This is a genomic window from Dactylosporangium sp. NPDC051484 (assembly GCF_040689395.1).
Lineage (GTDB): Bacteria > Actinomycetota > Actinomycetes > Mycobacteriales > Micromonosporaceae > Dactylosporangium.
In genome coordinates this window covers 1-17,116 of record NZ_JBFAZX010000016.1, presented here as the reverse complement: position 1 = coordinate 17,116, position 17,116 = coordinate 1, and the positions used below count along the sequence as shown (strand labels likewise).

General features: G+C 70.0%; 20 protein-coding genes and 1 pseudogene. 14 read left to right on the top strand and 7 right to left on the bottom strand.

Features of this window, described 5'->3' with window-relative positions; translation table 11 throughout:
- Positions 1-47 precede the first annotated feature (47 nt).
- The 9 genes from AB0367_RS24200 to AB0367_RS24160 all read left to right on the top strand — a co-directional run bounded on the left by AB0367_RS24200 (position 48) and on the right by AB0367_RS24160 (position 6,261).
- Positions 48-725, top strand: coding sequence for an ABC transporter ATP-binding protein (locus AB0367_RS24200; protein ID WP_366228679.1), 678 nt, complete (start codon positions 48-50; stop codon positions 723-725).
- The gene (locus tag AB0367_RS24195) at positions 722-1,429 is read left to right on the top strand and encodes a hypothetical protein (RefSeq protein WP_366228678.1); all 708 of its coding nucleotides are present in this window, start codon (positions 722-724) and stop codon (positions 1,427-1,429) included. The genes AB0367_RS24200 and AB0367_RS24195 overlap by 4 nt, the downstream gene beginning before the upstream one ends.
- A gap of 318 nt (positions 1,430-1,747) precedes the next feature.
- The gene (locus tag AB0367_RS24190; RefSeq protein ID WP_366228677.1) at positions 1,748-2,047 is read left to right on the top strand and encodes a hypothetical protein; all 300 of its coding nucleotides are present in this window, start codon (positions 1,748-1,750) and stop codon (positions 2,045-2,047) included.
- 32 nt (positions 2,048-2,079) lie between these two features.
- A complete protein-coding gene (locus tag AB0367_RS24185; RefSeq protein WP_366228676.1) occupies positions 2,080-2,958 on the top strand; it encodes an ATP-binding cassette domain-containing protein in 879 nt (292 codons plus the stop codon).
- Positions 2,958-3,557: a hypothetical protein gene (locus AB0367_RS24180; protein ID WP_366228675.1), complete on the top strand. Its 600-nt coding sequence runs from the start codon at positions 2,958-2,960 to the stop codon at positions 3,555-3,557. The genes AB0367_RS24185 and AB0367_RS24180 overlap by 1 nt, the downstream gene beginning before the upstream one ends.
- 105 nt (positions 3,558-3,662) lie before the next feature.
- Positions 3,663-4,406 carry an ATP-binding cassette domain-containing protein gene (locus AB0367_RS24175; protein ID WP_366228674.1) on the top strand — a complete coding sequence of 248 codons (744 nt, stop codon included), beginning with the start codon at positions 3,663-3,665 and terminating at the stop codon, positions 4,404-4,406.
- A 3-nt stretch (positions 4,407-4,409) separates the two neighbouring features.
- On the top strand, positions 4,410-5,345 hold the full coding sequence (locus AB0367_RS24170) for a hypothetical protein (protein WP_366228673.1): 936 nt from the start codon (positions 4,410-4,412) through the stop codon (positions 5,343-5,345).
- On the top strand, positions 5,291-5,644 hold the full coding sequence (locus AB0367_RS24165) for a hypothetical protein (protein WP_366228672.1): 354 nt from the start codon (positions 5,291-5,293) through the stop codon (positions 5,642-5,644). The genes AB0367_RS24170 and AB0367_RS24165 overlap by 55 nt, the downstream gene beginning before the upstream one ends.
- Positions 5,641-6,261, top strand: a complete 621-nt coding sequence (locus AB0367_RS24160; RefSeq protein ID WP_366228671.1) for a hypothetical protein — start codon at positions 5,641-5,643, stop codon at positions 6,259-6,261. The genes AB0367_RS24165 and AB0367_RS24160 overlap by 4 nt, the downstream gene beginning before the upstream one ends.
- 841 nt (positions 6,262-7,102) lie before the next feature.
- Here the strand turns inward: AB0367_RS24160 and AB0367_RS24155 are convergent.
- Entirely contained in the window at positions 7,103-7,534 is a 432-nt protein-coding gene (locus tag AB0367_RS24155) for a helix-turn-helix domain-containing protein (RefSeq protein ID WP_366228670.1), read from the bottom strand.
- A 54-nt stretch (positions 7,535-7,588) separates the two neighbouring features.
- Here AB0367_RS24155 and AB0367_RS24150 point away from each other — a divergent pair, with 54 nt between their 5' ends.
- Positions 7,589-8,458 (top strand): alpha/beta hydrolase, encoded by an 870-nt coding sequence (locus tag AB0367_RS24150; protein WP_366228669.1) that lies wholly within the window; start codon positions 7,589-7,591, stop codon positions 8,456-8,458.
- Positions 8,459-9,175: 717 nt separating this feature from the next.
- Here the strand turns inward: AB0367_RS24150 and AB0367_RS24145 are convergent.
- Both AB0367_RS24145 and AB0367_RS24140 read right to left on the bottom strand, forming a co-directional pair.
- On the bottom strand, positions 9,176-9,619 hold the full coding sequence (locus tag AB0367_RS24145) for a DUF2690 domain-containing protein (RefSeq protein WP_366228668.1): 444 nt from the start codon (positions 9,617-9,619) through the stop codon (positions 9,176-9,178).
- 11 nt (positions 9,620-9,630) lie between these two features.
- Positions 9,631-9,822 (bottom strand): hypothetical protein, encoded by a 192-nt coding sequence (locus tag AB0367_RS24140; protein WP_366228667.1) that lies wholly within the window; start codon positions 9,820-9,822, stop codon positions 9,631-9,633.
- A 161-nt stretch (positions 9,823-9,983) separates the two neighbouring features.
- Between AB0367_RS24140 and AB0367_RS24135 the strand changes: the two genes are divergently transcribed.
- Complete coding sequence (locus AB0367_RS24135) at positions 9,984-10,907, top strand: ABC transporter ATP-binding protein (protein WP_366228666.1); 924 nt, start codon at positions 9,984-9,986, stop codon at positions 10,905-10,907.
- Positions 10,908-11,493: 586 nt separating this feature from the next.
- Here AB0367_RS24135 and AB0367_RS24130 read toward each other — a convergent pair.
- The gene (locus tag AB0367_RS24130) at positions 11,494-12,600 is read right to left on the bottom strand and encodes a hypothetical protein (protein ID WP_366228665.1); all 1,107 of its coding nucleotides are present in this window, start codon (positions 12,598-12,600) and stop codon (positions 11,494-11,496) included.
- Positions 12,601-13,287: 687 nt separating this feature from the next.
- Here AB0367_RS24130 and AB0367_RS24125 point away from each other — a divergent pair.
- Both AB0367_RS24125 and AB0367_RS24120 read left to right on the top strand, forming a co-directional pair.
- On the top strand, positions 13,288-13,512 hold the full coding sequence (locus AB0367_RS24125; RefSeq protein WP_366228664.1) for a hypothetical protein: 225 nt from the start codon (positions 13,288-13,290) through the stop codon (positions 13,510-13,512).
- A 38-nt stretch (positions 13,513-13,550) separates the two neighbouring features.
- Entirely contained in the window at positions 13,551-14,294 is a 744-nt protein-coding gene (locus AB0367_RS24120) for an SDR family oxidoreductase (protein WP_366228663.1), read from the top strand.
- A 300-nt stretch (positions 14,295-14,594) separates the two neighbouring features.
- Here AB0367_RS24120 and AB0367_RS24115 read toward each other — a convergent pair whose 3' ends face one another.
- From AB0367_RS24115 to AB0367_RS24105, 3 genes and pseudogenes are all read right to left on the bottom strand, one after another.
- The gene (locus tag AB0367_RS24115) at positions 14,595-14,954 is read right to left on the bottom strand and encodes a transposase (RefSeq protein ID WP_366228662.1); all 360 of its coding nucleotides are present in this window, start codon (positions 14,952-14,954) and stop codon (positions 14,595-14,597) included.
- Positions 14,955-15,030: 76 nt separating this feature from the next.
- Positions 15,031-15,921 carry a lanthionine synthetase LanC family protein gene (locus tag AB0367_RS24110; RefSeq protein WP_366228661.1) on the bottom strand — a complete coding sequence of 297 codons (891 nt, stop codon included), beginning with the start codon at positions 15,919-15,921 and terminating at the stop codon, positions 15,031-15,033.
- A 25-nt stretch (positions 15,922-15,946) separates the two neighbouring features.
- Positions 15,947-16,120, bottom strand: a pseudogene (locus AB0367_RS24105) (IS701 family transposase); the annotation flags it as partial.
- A 541-nt stretch (positions 16,121-16,661) separates the two neighbouring features.
- On the opposite strand from AB0367_RS24105, the gene AB0367_RS24100 reads away from it, so the two are divergent.
- A complete protein-coding gene (locus tag AB0367_RS24100) occupies positions 16,662-17,069 on the top strand; it encodes a hypothetical protein (RefSeq protein WP_366228660.1) in 408 nt (135 codons plus the stop codon).
- Positions 17,070-17,116 lie beyond the last annotated feature (47 nt).

Genomic DNA, 17,116 nt, shown 5'->3' with positions numbered 1-17,116 from the left:
CGGGGCGGCGCGGCGACGCGCTCGAGACGACATGGACGGGTTGACGCGTGAGTCACCACGAAGCGCAGCGCTACGCGACGGCGCCCGGCCCGGCCGGCTCGCCCCACCCGCCGCCGCGGCTCGAGGCGGCCGGCATCTGCAAGCGTTACCGGCGCAGTGCCGTGCTGCAGGACGTCAACCTGACCGTGTATGGCGGCCAGGTGGCGGCGGTGATCGGCGCCAACGGCACCGGCAAGTCGACGTTCCTGAAGATCTGCGCGGGCATGATCAGCCCGGACCGCGGTACGGTCTCGATCCGCGGCTCGGTCGGCTATTGCCCCCAGCAGCCTAGCCTGCTGCAGTTCCTGCGGCCCGACGAGCACTTCGAGCTGTTCGGCGCCGCTGCCGGCGCCGGCCGCGACCCGTCCCGCCGCGCCGGCCGGTCGCTGGCCGGCGCGCTGTCCTGGGATCCGGCCGTGCGCACGCAGGCCCGGCACCTGTCCGGCGGGACCCAGCAGAAGCTCAACCTCGTGCTTTCGGCGATCGGCGACCCCGACCTCATCCTGCTCGACGAGCCGTATCAGGGCTTCGACCACGGGTCCTACGTCGACTTCTGGGAATGGGTGTTCCGCTGGCGATCGCAGGGCAGGGCGGTCGTGGTCGTGACGCACATGCTCAACTCGCTCGACCGGGTCGACACCGTGCTCGACCTCACGCACGCGCAGACGGGAGCAGGCATCCGATGAGGAAGGCGTTCATCGTCGCCGAGATGGTGGCCCGCGACCTGCTGCGCCGCCGGGCCGTGCTGGCGCTGCTCGCACTGGTGCCGCTGGCGTTCTACCTCGCCCGGCACGACGACAAGGTCGGCCAGGCGATCCGCTTCGCCAGCCTCGGCCTCGCGTGGGCCGTGAGCACCCTTGGCCTGTTCTCCGGCACGGCCGGCAAGTCCGTCGAGCCGAGGCTGCGGCTCAGCGGATACCGGTCCTGGCAGCTGTATACCGGTCGGCTCTGCGCACTGCTCGGCATCGGCCTGTTGCTGGCGGGCGCCTACTGGTGCATCATCGTGCTCGACCAGGACCTGCAGCGGCCCTTCGCGGTCGGGCTCCAGCTGGCCGTCACTGTCGTCGTCGCGGCGCCGCTGGGACTGCTGATCGGGGCGTCGGTGCCGCGCGACCTCGAGGGGACGCTGATCCTCATCACGCTCATCGGCCTGCAGTTCCTCATGGACCCGGAGAAGAGCAGCGCGAAGGTGCTGCCGCTGTGGTCCAACCGGGAGCTCGGCACCTACGCGGTCGACAACACTGACAGCGGCTACCTGCAGCGGGGCCTCGCGCACGGCATCGCCTACGCGGTCGGGCTCACCGCGTTGACCGCGATCCTGGCCGCGGTCCGCCTACGGCCACGGCGCCACATGAGTGTCGCCCCGCGGGCCGCCCACGAGCGCGGCTGAGCCACGTCCGACGCGGATCAGCGGGCCCCGAACACCTCCCGTCCCAGCGGTCCCTGGTGCCCTTCACCGTCGTTGCTGGTCGAGGCGCTGGTGGGTGCGGGTTCTCCGTGTTGCCGACCAGCCGGGTCACCCCGTCCGGGCCATGGTCGATGCGGAACGCCTTGGCCCGGTACAGCAGCCGTGACGGGCGTCGTGGCCGGTCGAGTGCGGGCCCAGCACCTTTCCTCCGGGTGGGTGCGGAGCTGTACCTGCGCGGCCTGGCCGGGCGCCCCCTGCGACAGGTGAACCGGGTGCCACGTCGCGACCGCCGCCGCGGCAATGGCGGCGCTGCGGCCCGCCGACGGCACGCTCAAACACCAGCCGGAGCTGGTCCTCGTCTACGAGGAGCCGGCCGACGCCTGGACCGCGGTGCCGTTGCCGGTGCCGTCGGTCAACGTGGTGCTGAGCCCGGAGGATCTGGAGACGAAGCTGGCCGCCCTCGCGCTCTACCGCAGCCAGACCCGGCCCCATCCGAGCTCCCGTTCCGAGACCACTCTGCGGGCCCTGGCGCAGCTGCGCGGCGGCCAGTGCGGGCTGCCGCTGGCGGAGGCCTTCCGCTGTCTGCGGTGGCGGATCTGACATCCGGGCATCAATTGGAGAAATTGACAGGCATGATCGAGGCACGTGGGCTCACCAAGCGGTACGGCCGTGTCGTCGCCGTCGACGACGCGAGTTTTACCGTCCATCCCGGTCGCGTCACCGGCTTTCTCGGCATCAATGGCTCGGGCAAGACCACCACGCTGCGGGCGCTGGTTGGGCTGATCCGGCCCACCTCCGGCGAGGTGCTGATCGACGGCCGGCCGTATCGCGCGCTGCGCCACCCGGTGCGGCACATCGGCGCGGTGCTGGAGCAGGGGGTGTCGCAACCAGGCCAGAGTGGACGGGCCCACCTGACGACGTTCGCGTTGCTGGCCGGGGCGAGCGAGGACCGGGTCGAGGAGCTGCTGGAGCTGGTCGGGTTGACTGCGGCGGCGGACCGCCGGACCGGGGGATACTCCCTCGGCATGCGGCAGCGCCTGGCCGTCGCGACGGCGTTGCTGGGCAACCCGCGGGTGCTCGTGCTCGACGAGCCGGCCAACGGGCTGGACCCGGAGGGCATCGTCTGGCTGCGCCGGCTGCTGGACGGGCACGCCCGCCGCGGCGGCACCGTGTTCATCTCCAGCCATCAGCTCACCGAGATGACACACCTCGTCGACGACGTCGTGATCATCGCCGCCGGCCGGATCCTGCGGCACGCGCCCGTCGCCCAGCTTGCCGGCGCGGAGTCGCCGCCGCTGCTCGTGCGCAGCAGCGACCAGGACCGGCTGTGGCATGCGTTGCGCGCCAGCGGGCTGCGGGTCACCGCCGGCGGTACGGCGCTGTCGGTGCTCGGCTCCGACGGTTCGACCGTGGGCCGGATCGCGTTCGAGGCGGGTGTGATCATCCATGAGCTGACGCCGCAACCGGTCGAGCTCGAGCAGGTCTTCTTCAACCTGGTGGGGCGGTCGTGATGCGGGTCGTGCAGGCGGAGCTGTACCGGCTGGGGACCATCCGGTCGTGGTGGGTCTCGCTGTTGGCGGGCTGGATGCTGATGCTCCTGATCGGTGTCCTGGGCGCCGGCGAATGGATCTTCGTGGTCGGCCTCGTGGCGTTCGTCATCGGCGTGGTGGGTGGCGCACAGCACTACCAGCACCGCACGGCCGTGCTGGTGTTTCTGGCCCGCCCGCATCGCGTCGTCGTGCTGGCCGCGCAGGCACTCGCCTACGGGCTGGTCGCCGCGGTGGTCACCGCCCTGGGCGGTCTGACCCGACTGGTCTTCGGCGACTGGCGCACCTGCCTGTGGGCCGTTCTCGCGGCGGCGCTGCTGGCGGTCTTCGGGCTAGCGAACGCGGTCGTCCTGCGGAGGGCGATCTGGATCATCGTTGGATACGGCGTGTGGTTTCTCGTCGTCGAGGCGTTCCTCGGCCTGCTGGCCCGGCCGTTGCCGTTCAGCAGCTACCTCGGCGCGGCCTCGGGCCGAACGGGGGCGCTCGCGGTTCTGGCCGGTTGGGTCCTGGCGAGCCTGGCTGCGGCCGGCGCTCTGACCCGACGCGACGTAAACGGCTCGTGAACGCGGCTGATCCGCAGTTTGAGTAGTGTGACGGGCGCAGTGATGCGCAGCTGCGCCCGTCACCTGATCCAAATCGGCGTATTGATTGTGGAAAGGGTGTGTTCAGTGTCGGTTCTTCTCACCAATTGTTCCTTCAGCTACGGCAAGGAAATCAGCGTTCTTCGGGGGCTGAGCGTCGAGTTCGGCCAGGGGGCCACGGTCCTGCTCGGGCCCAACGGCGCGGGCAAGTCGACGCTGCTGGCCCTCGTCGTCGGGCTGCTGATGCCGGACGCCGGCACGGTCGTCGTCAACGGGATGGGCAGTCACGTCCGCCGCGAGCGGGCCCGCTACCGGCGCGCCGTCGGCTGGTTGCCGCAGCAGGTCGCCGCGGTGCCGGGGCTCACGGTCCGCCAGCAGGTGGCCTACGCCGGCTGGCTCAAGGGACTGTCCAAAGGGGACGCCTGGGGGCGCACCGTCGACGCGCTGCGCCGGGTCGGGCTCGCCGACCTCGCCGATCGGCCGAGCACGGCGCTGTCCGGCGGTCAGCTGCGCCGGGTCGGCATCGCCCAGACGCTGGTCCACGACGCCCAGCTGATCGTCATGGACGAGCCGTCCGCCGGGCTCGACCCGATCCAGCGGCGCGGGCTGCGCTCGGCGCTCAACGCCGTCGCCGGTGACGTCGACGTGATCGTGTCGACCCATCAGACCGAGGACATCAGCGAGATCTACCAGCACGTCGTGGTGCTCAACGCCGGCACGGTGCGTTACCACGGCTCGGTGACCGGCTTCCTGGGGTTCGCCGAGTCCGGTGCCGACGTGTCCCGGCGCGCGGAAGACGCCTACACCCAGCTCATCGGGGCCGAGGACTAGACGATGCGGACCTTCAGCGCCTGGCGCGGCCGAGCCGATACCTACCTCGTCGTGCCCCTCGTCGTCCTCGTCCTGCTGCTGGCCGGCCCGGCGAAGGAGTTCATCACCTACGGCTACTGGCCGGCGGCGGTCGCCAAGGCCGACATGCTGCTGTACGTCGTCGCACCGCTCTGCGCGATCGCCGGCGCCTGGGAGGGCGGACGGTTCCGCCGCGGCGGTATCCGGTGCTGGGCCGTCGTGCGGCCGATGTGGCGCATCGTGCTCAACTCGCTCGGCCCCACCCTGGTCATGGCCGCGGTCGGCGTCGCGCTGGCGGTCGGCGTCATGGCCCCGGCCGCGGCCAGCGCGCCCGGCCTGCCCGACGTGCGGCTGATCGGGGTGTATCTGCTGGTCGTCACCGCGCACATCCTGGTGGGCTACGGCCTGGGAGTCTGGCTTGCCCCGGCGCTCGCGCTGCCGATCAGCCTTGGCCTGTCCTACGTCTGGCTGGCCTACCCGGCCGCCATCGAGCCGTTCTGGGTGCGCCACCTCAACGGGTTCTCATTCGAGTCGTGCTGCAACATCGCCGACGTGCCCGCCACCCGGGCGTTGATCGGCTCCACGCTCGTCGCGCTGGGCGTGGTCGCCGCGGTGCTGCTCGCGCTGAGCGGAGGGCGGCGGCTGTTGGCCGGCGCGGCGGCGACGTTCGTGCTCGCGTTCGGGGCGGCCGTCACCGTCGTGTGGCCGCTCGGCCCGGAGGCCAACCAGCCCCGGGCCGGATCGCCGCGGTGCGCGGGTGACCGCCCGGCGCTGTGCCTGTGGCCGGAGCAGGAGGCGGCGCGAGGCCGGATCGACGCCGCGGCGCGGGTCTCGCGCTGCCCGGCACCATCACCACGCGCAGAGGCGTGCCGGACGCAATCTACCTCGGCATCGCGGCCGATCCGGCGCCGAAGGACGTGACCGCGAGCCTGGCGACGAGCATCCTGCCGCGCGCGACGCCACCGTGCGCGACGCGGGGGGAGTGGCCCGGCGTGCAGGCGTACAGCCCGCTGGCCGCCTGGCTGCTGCTGACCGCCGGAATGCCCGAGACGGACCTGCGCGGCAGAGGGTCGCCGGACGACCTCGCGCTCGCCGTACGGGCCCGGGCGCTGCCGCAGCAACAGCAGCTGGTGTGGTTCCAGGCGAACCTCGCCACGCTCGACAATTGCACCACGCGTCCCCGGCTCGACCCGGACACCTTCGTGAAGGAGACCCGATGAGCTGGTGGTGGCGGGCCAGGGCGCTGACCGCGGTCGCCGTCACGCTGGTGGCGAGCATCGCGGTCAGCATCGCCGTGCACGGTGCGGCGCTGCCCATGCCGAACATCGTCGGCGGCGTCCTGGTTCCGGTTGTCTTCGCCTACCTGTTGCCGCTCGCGCCGATCGTCACCGTCTGGTACGGCGTGGACCGCAGCCGCGGCCATCTCGACCGCATCGGCGTGCGCGACACGTCGCTGCTGGACCTGGCGGTCCTGGCGGTCGCGCTCGCGGTGACGGCGGTGGTCGTCGCCGCAACGTGGAGCACCGACCTGTGGCCGCTCGGGATCGGGTTCCTGCGCAACCTCATCGGCTGCGCCGGCCTGGCCCTGCTGGTCGCGCCGTTCATCGGCACCCGTCTCGCGACGGTCGTGCCGGTGTCGGCGGTGATCATCAGCGCCCTGCTCGGGACGGGCCTGGGCGGCCGGGCGCAGTGGTGGGCGTGGCCGACCGCGGAGGCCCGCTCGTGGGCGCACTTCGCCGAGGCCGTGGCGGTGCTGCTCGCCGGGGTGGTCGTCGCCCGTTGGCATCGATCGCACGTCCCGCGCCGCATCGGCTGGTGGTTGCCCGTCCGGTCCTGACCGGTGTGACCTACGGCACGCGCCCCTAACGTGATCGTCCGGACCATCTCCTCGAGTACCGCTGGGGGTGAACAACCACCGTTGGCCGGGTCGGCGGCCAGGAGCAGTCGGTCGCCCGCACACAGCCCGCACCAGTGCCGGGCCGTGGCGGGTAGCCGCAGGTAGCCAGGCGGACCGAGCCGGAAGACCCCCACGCCGGTCAGCGAGGACCACGATCAGGTCGGCGCACGTCTGGATCCGTAGCCGGTGGTTGCCGTCCAGCCGAGGGCCCGGATCAGCGCGGAGTTCGCGACCCTCCCGTTCGTCTCGATACTGGCGAGCCCGAATCGCAGGCTTCCCCATCGGGCGTTGCGTCAGTTCGGCGAGCGGCAGTGACCCCCGCAGCCGCACGGCGGCGGCCGCGATTGAGGGACGTGTGTGCGGCTGAGCGGACGGGATGACGGCCGGGACCGGGTTCGTGGTCATCGAGACCACCTGACCGCGGTCGAATTGTCACGAATGCGCGGCGCAGACGCCGTGACCGCGTGCCCGATTGCGTCAGTGGGCGGCGCTGGTTGCGGCGAGGTCGTTCATCAGCGGTCGGCCACAGCGCACTCGCGGCGGCCTGGCTGCGCGTGGTCGTGTGACCGTGCCTCGCGATCGCCCGCGACACCGGCGATCGTGAAGGAGCTTCGCCGGCAGGCCCTGGGCGGGGGACGTCGTCGAGATCGCGCCCGACGCTGCGGCTGACACCCGCTCGGTCGGTGCAACGCGCTCGACGGCCATGACCGAAACCTCCAGCAAGACGACGCAGTCTGACGGTCATCAGGTGCGTCTCCTTGATCAGGAGTTACACCGTTGTTTACAGTCCCTCCCGAGGCGCCACAGCGTCGAAAGCGTTGGCGTTGTCTTGGACCTGTCGCATGTTCTGCTCGGCCCATTCGCGCAGAGCCAACAACGGCGGGACGAGTGATGTGCCCAGGTCTGTGAGGCGGTAGTGCACGCGTGGAGGCGTGGTTGTCGCAACGCGGCGTGCGACGAGTCCGTCTCGCTCCAAGGATTTGAGCGTCTGGGCCAGCATCTTCTGGGATATTCCGGCCATCTGGCGTTTCAGTTCCGTGAACCGCAGTTCGCCCTGGACGCTCGCCAGTGACAGTACGGCCATCGTGGTCCATTTCGAGCCCACCCGGTCGAGCAGCAGTCTCGTCGGACATGCGGGGTTGAAGAGGTCTCCTGAGCGGGAGGGCGTTACCTGGGGGTGACGTGGTGCGTGCAAGGTGCCTTCTTGCTGCATCGGGGTCGGTCTCCTACGGTAACCAGGTCGCTAAGTGTAAGTGAGGAGATCACTGTGCGCCAGGATGCACTCACCTCCCACATCCCCGCAGCCACCACGCGCCGGATTCCGGTCGACGGCGTAGAACTTGCCGTGGAGATCACGGGCCACGGACCTGCCGTGCTGTTGCTCCACGGATTCCCACACACCCGCGCGATCTGGCGGGACGTCGTACCGCATCTGGTCGCGGCAGGGTTCCGAGTTGTCGTACCCGACTTGCACGGGCTGGGCGACAGCGGGCCTGCCGTGCGCGGCTACGAGGCGCCGGTACTCGCCGCGGATCTGATCGGTCTCCTGGACGTCCTCGACGTCCGCCAGGCACATGTCGCCGGTATCGACCTGGGTGTGGCGTCGGCATTCGCGCTCGCAGCGGCATTTCCGCAACGGGTGGTCACTCTGACGTTGTCCGAGGGTCTGATCGGCTCGCTGCCTGGTGCCGAGGCATTCCTGCAGAACGGGCCGCCATGGTGGTTCGGCTTCCATCGCGCCCCCGGCGGCCTGGCCGAAGCTGTCGTCGAACACGCCGAGGAGCGGTACGTCCGCTACTTCCTCGAGTCGGGAAGCCGCCGAGGCGTGCCGGAGGACCTTACGCGGATTCTCGTCGAGGCGTACCGGGGCAGGGAGTCGCTCACGAGTGCTTTCGACCACTACCGCGCCATGCCGGCGAATGCCGAATGGATCTCGAACTGGGCGCGGGAGCACACGTTGCAGATGCCGGTTCTGGCTATCGGTGGCAACGCCATCGGTGAGGCCACCGCATTGCAGCTCCGACCGATCTCCGGAACGCTCGCACAGCACAACCTCCCGGACAGCGGTCACATAACTCCGATCGACCAGCCGGGCAAGTTCGCCGAACTCCTGGTCGATCACGCCAGAAGAACCTGAACGCGCACGCCGTTCGAGCACCTGCCGTTGCGCTGGGCAGGTGATCGCGGTGGTAACAATCGACGGTGTGGCATCAGGCCTGCTCGATTGGCCGGTCGGCATCGGCTGTCCATCCCGACCACGAGGCGACGTAGACCGGGACGGTGCCGGCCGAGGGTGGTGTAGGCGAACGCGACGGTGGTGGCCGGACAGTTCACGTGCCCGGCGCTGCAACACGTTGGCCGGCAGTCCCACGGCGTCGGCCAGCTCACCGATGCGTGCCTGTCGCTGCCGCCGGTCCCCGGCGCGGTAGCGGACCAAGGGCTCGCCGATGATGCGTGACATCGTGTACCGAGGATCGAGTGAGCCGTACGGGTTCTGGTGCACGATCCGCAGGTGCGCGGACTCCGCGTCGCCGCGGCGTTCACCGAACTCGCCACCGCCATCTGAAGATCTGCCGCACCCACCCAAACGCGCCCCCCAGCCCACGAACGCAACAGCGCCGCAGTGTGGACGATCCACTTCGTTCGAGTCCGCAGGGGTCGGAGGTAGGAGCCACGCCGAGAGCCAATGTGGGTGGCTTCGGTGCGGGAGGACGGCAGACGCCGATGGCTGATGGGCGTCCTAGCTCACCCTCAGCGTCCTCCGGACGTCGGCTCCGAGCAGCGACCGCGTCGCCAGCTCCCGCCCGGCAGCGTCCTCCGGCGACCGCCCACGGCCGCCGGAGGACGCCTTCGGTCACACGCAGGCCGTGGCGCCCCCGCCCGGGCCGCCGTTCCAGATCGCCCGTACCGACTTGGTCGGGGAGTAGATCATGCGACTCCACGACCATGTCGAGTTGGAGGCCGAGACGCCGACCTGCTGGTAGCCGGTCGGGCACTGGTAGGCCACGAGCGCCTGCGGCTGGCTTGTGCCCCACACGGCGGGAAGCCGCGCCCAGTTCGTCTTGCACGTCGGTGACCAGCGCAGCTCCACGTAGGTGTTGAAGGTGCCCCACATCGGTCCCGAGGCCACGGTCACCCCGTCGGCGCTGCAGCCGGTTTCCTCCGGGTCGCGGCCCGAGCAGTAGTCGCCCCAGCAGCCGACCGTCAGCGCCTGGGCAGGGGTTCCAGCGGCGACGACGCCGGACAGGGCGAGTAGCGCCGCACCGAACAGCCCGATGATCCGAGTACGTGTATGCATGCCGGTCCCTCTCACGCGCACGCGGTGCTGGTGTAGCCCGGGGCGCCAGTCCAGCGAGCGCTGACGCCGAGCTTCGGGGAGTAGATCATCCGGCTCCAGGAGTACGTCGCGTTCGAGGCCGAGACGCCGGACTGGTTGTAGCCGGTGGTGCACTGGTACGCCTGCACCTGCGACGGATACGAGGTACCCCACGAGGCGGGCACCCGGGCCCAGTTTGTCTTGCACGTCGGCGACCAGCGCAGCTCGACGTAGGAGAAGGTGCCCCAGATCTGGGCCGACGCCTCAGCGGTCCGGCGTCGGAGACGTGCCGGTGCTTGCCACCGTCGACGTCGTGGCCACCCACTCCGTCCGGCGGGGCGCGCCGATGCGGGCCGTCGACGGGGTATCTCTTGACCTGACCGCGGGCGAGATCGTCACCGTCGTCGGCGAATCCGGGTGCGGCAAGACGACGCTCGCCCGGACGCTGGTCGGCATGCACCCGCCGGCCGCCGGCGAGATCCGCGTCGACGGCGTGCCACTCGGCCGCGGAAATGCGGCGTTGCGCGCACTTCGCCGGCAGGTACAAATTGTGCCCCAGGACCCCGGCGGCGCGCTCGACCCGCGGCGCACGGTGTATGACGCTGTCGCGGAAGGGTTGCGGATCCACCGGGTCCGGCCGGACGGCGGTGAGCCGGCCGCCGTCGTCTGCGCACTGGCCCGTGCTGGGTTACCGGAGCCCGAAACCCTTCTCGGCCGCTACCCGCACGAGCTGTCCGGCGGCCAACGGCAGCGGGTCCTGATCGCCGGTGCGTTGATCATGGGCCCTCGGGTACTCATCGCCGACGAACCGGTGTCCTCGCTGGACGCGGCGGCCCGCGCCGAGGTGCTGACAACGCTGCTCGACCTGCGCGACCGATCGGGCCTGACCGCGCTGGTGATCTCCCACGACCTCGAGGTCGCCCGGTGTATCGCTGACCGCGTTGCCGTGATGTACCTCGGCCGCATCGTCGAGCTCGGGCCGGCGCGGGAGGTCCTCAGCAGTCCGACCCACCCCTACACTGCCGCGTTGCTTGCGGCGACGCCTCGGCGGTTCGTCCCCGTGCGCGCCACCCTGAAAGGTGAGCCGTCCCCGCTCTCATCGTTGCCCGGCGGCTGCCGTTTCCATTCGAGGTGTCCCGTGCTCGCCGCGGGAATGGCTGATGCCGCCGGTGTCGGCAGTGCCTGCCGCACGGTCGAGCCGGCGCCGTTGCCCGCACGGGGATCTGCCGTGGCATGCCATTTCGCGGCAGCCGCCGCGCGTCGGCCATAGCCGGTCGGTCGGCACCGCCGGCCTCCACTCAACCGCGTGGTGGAAGTGGCCACTCGGCCGGTCGTGTCCCGGTGCACCGCCGGCGCCGCTACAACCTCGCGCTGGTGGCCACCACCGCGGGCAGTCGGTCCCACCATGAGGCAGTCGCACGCACCGACCAGGGCTGTCCGGTGTCGGCTGCGACGCCGGACAGCAGGCGCCGGTGGGCGGACATGCCCAAGGCGTAGACGAGACCGCGAACGGTGTAGTCCGAGCCTTGCCGGCCGTCGGCCGATGCCGGTGGATGGCTCGGGAGAAGGACGTCTCGGTACTACCGCCCAGATGGCCGACATTCCATGCGGCGGCGTCGACCACCGCGGGCGGCAGCCCATCGGTGAACAGGAGGTGCTCAACGACGGGACGGTGGCGCTCGTCGCCGATGAAGGGCAGCGCCCCCGACCAGTTGTGCTGCACGCAGTCGCACATCCGAATTGGGGCTGTGCAGGATGTCGCCGACGAGCGCGTGCAGCAGCGCGTCCGGTGCGCTAGTGCTTGGCTTCCCTGGCCGGGTCGATGGACTCCTTCCAGGTCCTGGTCCGCTGGAACGTCAGGACCGCTCAGCCGCCGGTGCGGCGCGGGCGGCCAGTAGAGCCGGGACGGTGAAGCCGAACCGGATCGCGCCGCGGATGAAGTCGTCCATGATGTCGCGTAGCCGCAGCACCGAAGGCACGGGCAGGAAGCGTTGGAACATACCGGGTACCAGGGTGCGCATCCCCTCGATCACCATCGGGTCGCTCATCCGCTCGGTGAGGGTGGCCAGGTCGGGCAGCACCTCGGCGGCGGCCACCCCGTACGCGAGATGGTTGACCCAGCTCTGGAACACCACCGAGTCGCCGACCAGGGTGCGGACCTCGCCGTCCGTGAACAGGTCGGCGGTCGCCTCGCCGTACCAGGCCAGCAGGTCCGGCACCGTGACGCCCCGCTCGGCCAGGTAGAGAAAGGTCGGAATGGCCGACCAGTGGGTGCGTGTCGGGTCGACGCGGGCGTCGCGCACCAGGGCGAGGGAGAACCCGTCCCATGGCAACATCTGGGGCACCAGTGTCTGCTGCGAGACGGTCGAGTCGAGTGTCGGCACGGCCTCCAGCCGGCCGGCGTAGAGTGCCGCGTGCCGTGGCCCCCAGAACGTGTCGTTGCCGACGAGGCTTCTCGAGCCTATGTGTTCGGCCAGGTTGGGTACCGACGCGTAGGCCACGAGATCGTGCTCGCGCACGTATTCGAGCAGTACGAGGTCGTCCGGCGCCGAATCGTCGGCCGGGAACTTCGCCAGATCCAGCGCCACCTGCGCCGGGACCAGCAAAGCAGCCGTCGGGATGTAGGGGTCGATCACCGGTACCCAGGAGACGCCCTCGATGGCGCCCAGCCGCACGGCGTGCGCGGTGCGCGAACCCCACTCGCTGAACACGCTGAGGATCTGGTCCGGCATCGCCGCGGCAGCCTGTCGCGCCAGCCCCGCGATTCCTTCGACGAGCTCCATGTCGTCCTGGATCACCAGGTGGTGTGTCGCGTCCGGGGCGACCGCACCCCAGGCCAGCCGCGCGGTGCGGAGCGCGCTGGGCGGGCCATCCGGCTCGGGGTCCTCGACGATGGTCAGGTCGAGATCCGGATGCCTGTCCCGCAATTCCTCGGCTGCCCGGCGGCGGCTCGGATGGGTCATCACGACAGACGAGATTCGGACCTCGGCAGATGCATCCACAAGCACCATTGCAAATCCTACGGGTAGGGGACCGTCTGACGCGCCGCATCGCCGGGGCGGAGCCGTTCTACTGGCCCGTTTCGGAAACGACGATGTTCACTGTATCGATGGAACGATCAAGGCTACCTCGATACGCGTTCGGCTCACTCGCCCGGACAGCTACCGCCGCACCGCCCCGTTGGCGATCACCCCTCCACCGAGCGTTGGAGTTGGAGCCCAGTCATTGACGCTGCCGCAAACGGCGGCGCAGGGCCCGGATGCGGGCAGAATCATCACTGTCCGTAGTCATTTTGAGTGTGAGGGTGATCGCGAATGCTTCCTCATCTGGCACCCCTCTGTGTCAAGAGGCCGCCAGAGACGGTGTTTCTAGAGTGGGTTGTGGCGGGTCCGGGAAGTGGCTTGTCCGAAGTGCTGGCTGTCGGGATTGAGCTGGCCGCGCTGGATTGCAGAGTCGCTCCCGTCTGCCCTCCCGGGCCTGTCCGGATGCGTTCGGCGTCGGTGATCATGCGTTGGTCGACGACGTTGGACAGGCGGCGTTTGAGGGCTCGTATGGCTTCCATCGGGCTCTTGCCCGCGGCGAGTTTGCGGCGATAGTAGGCGCGGCCTTCGGTGTCGTTGCGCAGCTGTACGAGGGTGATGTCGCGCGGAGTGGGCGTCGTTCTGATCAACCACATCAAGCGCCGAGCCCGGGACGCCGGCGCGCGGCTGCTCGCGGACTTCGTGCCGACCGATCGCAATCGGATGATGTACGTCTCCTTCAAGTTCAACGGGTTCGCCGAGATCTCCCGCGACGAAGGACTTGTGCGCTTCGCCGCCGACCTGTCGTCCATCCCGGCAGACCCGCCCTATCTCGACGTTCTCGTAGCCGGCTGAGAACCCCGGCCGGCGGACGCTTCGTACAGAGAGGAAACATGGTGCACCTCATACAGAAGAAGGCACTGGTCACCGGAGGATCTCGCGGCATCGGCCGCGGAGTCGTCGAACGGCTCGCCGCCGACGGCGCAGACATCGCCTTCACCTACCGCGAGCGAGAGGCGGACGCGAAGGAGGTCGTCGCCGCGGTGGAGGCGGCGGGACGTGTCGCGCATGCCATCCGCGTGGACCTCACCGAGGTCGCCGAGGTGCGTCGAGCGCTACGGGAAGCACACCGTCTCCTGGGCGGCCTGGACATTCTGGTGAACAACGCTGCGGCGGCGGCCACGGCGACACGCATCGACGCCGGGACGGAGGAGGAGTTCGACCGGGCGATGGCGGTGAACGCCCGTGCTGTCTTCTTCTCGCTCCAAGAGGCATCGAGCCTGATGAGCAACGGCGGTCGCATCATCAACCTCTCCACGGCCAACACCGCGTTGCCGGTGCCGGGCGTCTCGCTGCACGCCGGCAGCAAGGCAGCCGTCGAGCAGTACACGCGCGTGGCGGCCCAGGAACTCGGTCCCCAAGGCATCACGGTCAACACCATCTCGCCCGGGGCCACCGACACGGAGTTGCTTCGGGCCAACATCACGGAGGAGGGCTTGGCGCTCGCCGTCAAGATGACGCCGCTGGGCCGGATCGGCGAGCCGTCGGACATCGCCGGCGTAGTGGCCTTCCTCTGCGGTCCGGACGGTGCCTTCGTCAGCGGCCAGAACCTTCGCGTGACCGGTGGCATGGTCTGAGCTTGTCGTTTGACTGAGCCACGAGCGCGGAGAGGTGCCGATGTAGGTAGACCTCTCGATCCCGGCGGCACGCGGTCTCGGTGTGCAGGCGCGCGTCCGTGATCCTCCCCGGGGTGTACTGGGCGTTCACGGGCCCGCTGCCCCGGGGCGCGCTGCTGTGGGCGGCCCTGCTCCGCGCTGGACGGGGCCGCGGTGCTGAGCCATCGCGCCGCCGTGGAGTTGTTGGGGCTCACCGGTACGAGGGATCGGCGGATCCACGTCTCACCCTGGCCGGCGATCTCGAGACCGCGGTCGGCTGGATCACCGCGGCGTGCGGGCGCCCATCGCCTCGACGAGCCGCCGCGGGGTGGTGAGCGGCATCCGGACGATGGCCTCCTCGGCGAGCCTGCCGTTGCAGTCGATCGTCGGCAGCGCATACACCGTTCGGCGGGTCCGCCGAACGGTGAAGGTCGGCAGCGGCATCACGATGTGCTGTATCTGGACGTCGGTCGCCATGGCATCTGACGAGGGTGGCCGCCGGTTCGACTTCCTTCCGTGCAGCCGCCGGTTCTCCTCCGTCATGTCCATGCGCGGCCGGTCGTTCCGCCCGCCGCGGTCGGCTTCGTCCTGGCGGATCCAGTTGCGTAACGCCTCGTGATGCACGCCGAGCTGCTCAGTCAACAGGATCGGTGGAGGGGGCGATTCCTTCACCCGTGGTCGATGTCGGCGGGGGAGCCGGGCCGCGACCGGCGGGTCTTCACCGTGTGGGCTGATACGCTGCGGCCGGCGGGTGCTGAGCCCGCTGGTCGTACAGGACGTCGGCGTGCGGCGGCGCGTTGACGACCCGCAGGTGCTCGGGCACCGCCCACCACTGGTCCGGCCGGTCCACGACCGCGGCGGTCGCCGGGCCGTCCTCGACGTACCGAGCCAGGCGCAGCAGGTAGGCGGCGATCCCGGCGGCGCCCTGCATCCACGGGGTCCGCGGGGCCAGCAGTGGCGGGTCCTGCCGGTGCTCGATGAACCGCCAGCGCGCGCCGTCGCCGTCGACGACGGCCCGCTCGAGGAGGGCGTCGCCCATGACGAGCGCGTGCCGGGCGTACTCGGTACTGTCGCGTTCATCGGCGAAGCCGGACTGCGCCGCGTCGAGCAGGATGTCGCCGACGCCGGCCGTGCCGCAGCAGCGCCCGTCGTTGTCCCAGAACCCCGGCCGCAGCCGCTGCGGCACCCCGGAGTCCAGCACCGAGCGCAGGCACCGTCGGCGCAGCTCGCCGACCGGCAGCCCGCCCACCTCCGCCACGCCCGCGAACGCCAGCGCGGCGAACAGCTGCGACGTGCCGGCCGGGCCGTGGCACCAGTTGTAGGTCACCGGCTCGACGTCGCGCTGCGACCGCGGGTGCGTGTGCTCGACGATGAAGCTGCCGTCGTCCAGCGAGCCGACCGCGAGCAGATGCCGCGCACCCTGGATCGCGGCGGCGACGAAGTCCTGCCGCCCCAGCAGCCGTCCGGATACGGCCAGCGCGCTGGCCACCCCGGCGGTGCCGTGCGAGAAGTTCGGCATGCTGGACCGGTGGCCCGGCCACATCCGCCAGTCCAGGCCGCCCGCGGTCGGCTCGGCGACCCGCAGCAGGGCCTCCCCGCCGCCGGCCATGATGCTGGCGCTGTCGTCGCCCCCGGCCCACGCCGCCGAGTTCGTGGTAGTCGTGCTCGACTCGCCAGCGGATCTTCGCCAGCCGGACCAGGGTTTTGAGCGAGGTGCGGGTGTCCATGTTGGACAGCCAGTACTTCACCGGCTCATCCGCGCTGGGCGGCCATTCGACGATCAGCCAGCATTCGGGCAGGCTGCCGTCCCCGCCGCGGGGGATGTCACGGTTCGCGGGCCGGATACGCAGCCGCAGGAAGGAGCGTGTTGCCGCGGTCGGGTTCGTCTTGCCGCGTCGGCTGCCGCGGCGTCAGGTGACCCGTCGTGCGGCAGCGCGGCCCGGTCACGGCCAGGTCCTTGAACGTGACCGCCGGGCCGGGGTAGGCCGGGCGGGGCGGCCGGCCACCGGCCCTCGTAGGGCGGGGTGATCGGCACGCACCCGGCCTCGCCTGAGGTCGACGATCGGCGCCGGGGATGCGCTGCTCTTCTTGCTGGCACTTCAGTCCGGTTGGCCGATCCTCGCCGTGGCGTCCTCCGACAACAACACACTCGGCTGTGGGACCTCACCGGCCCAGACTGGCCCCGGCCGTGCAGGAGTCTGGAGGTGTGCACGGTTAATGCGTACAGCCCCCAAGATCTGCGATCGGCCGACGCTGGGCCTGCCAGCGCAATTTGCCCCTTTACTGGTGATCATTAACTTATGCGCCTCAAGGCAATAATCTTGAACATATAAAAATAGAAAGATAGCGTTGTCGCAGGCATTTGTCCGGCCGGACATCAACCTCGGCGCCGCCGGCGGCCAACTGATCAACACCGTCGCCGCCGGCACAACCGGCGCCGCGACCGCCGCAAACCTGCCCAACGTCCTGGCGGCTAACGCAAGCGATGCGGACAGCCCAAACCCGCTGCTGATACCTTCAACAGCAAACGTGATGGTCAACTGGTACGCCCAGCAGGCGATCGACGACCTGACGGGGGGCAAGGATCCGCAATGCAACGACGACGAGAGCCACGCCTTCCTGCAAGGTATCGTCGAATGGGCCGCCGAATTGGTTACCACCAGCTACGGCCTCTCCGGTATCAATAGCGAGTCAGCAGCGAACAATGAAGTGATCTCAGCAAGGAATGAGTCGTCTCCACGGACGACACGGATATAACGCCCGAATCGGGCGATGCTGGAGATGGGCGTGGAGCCATCGATAGA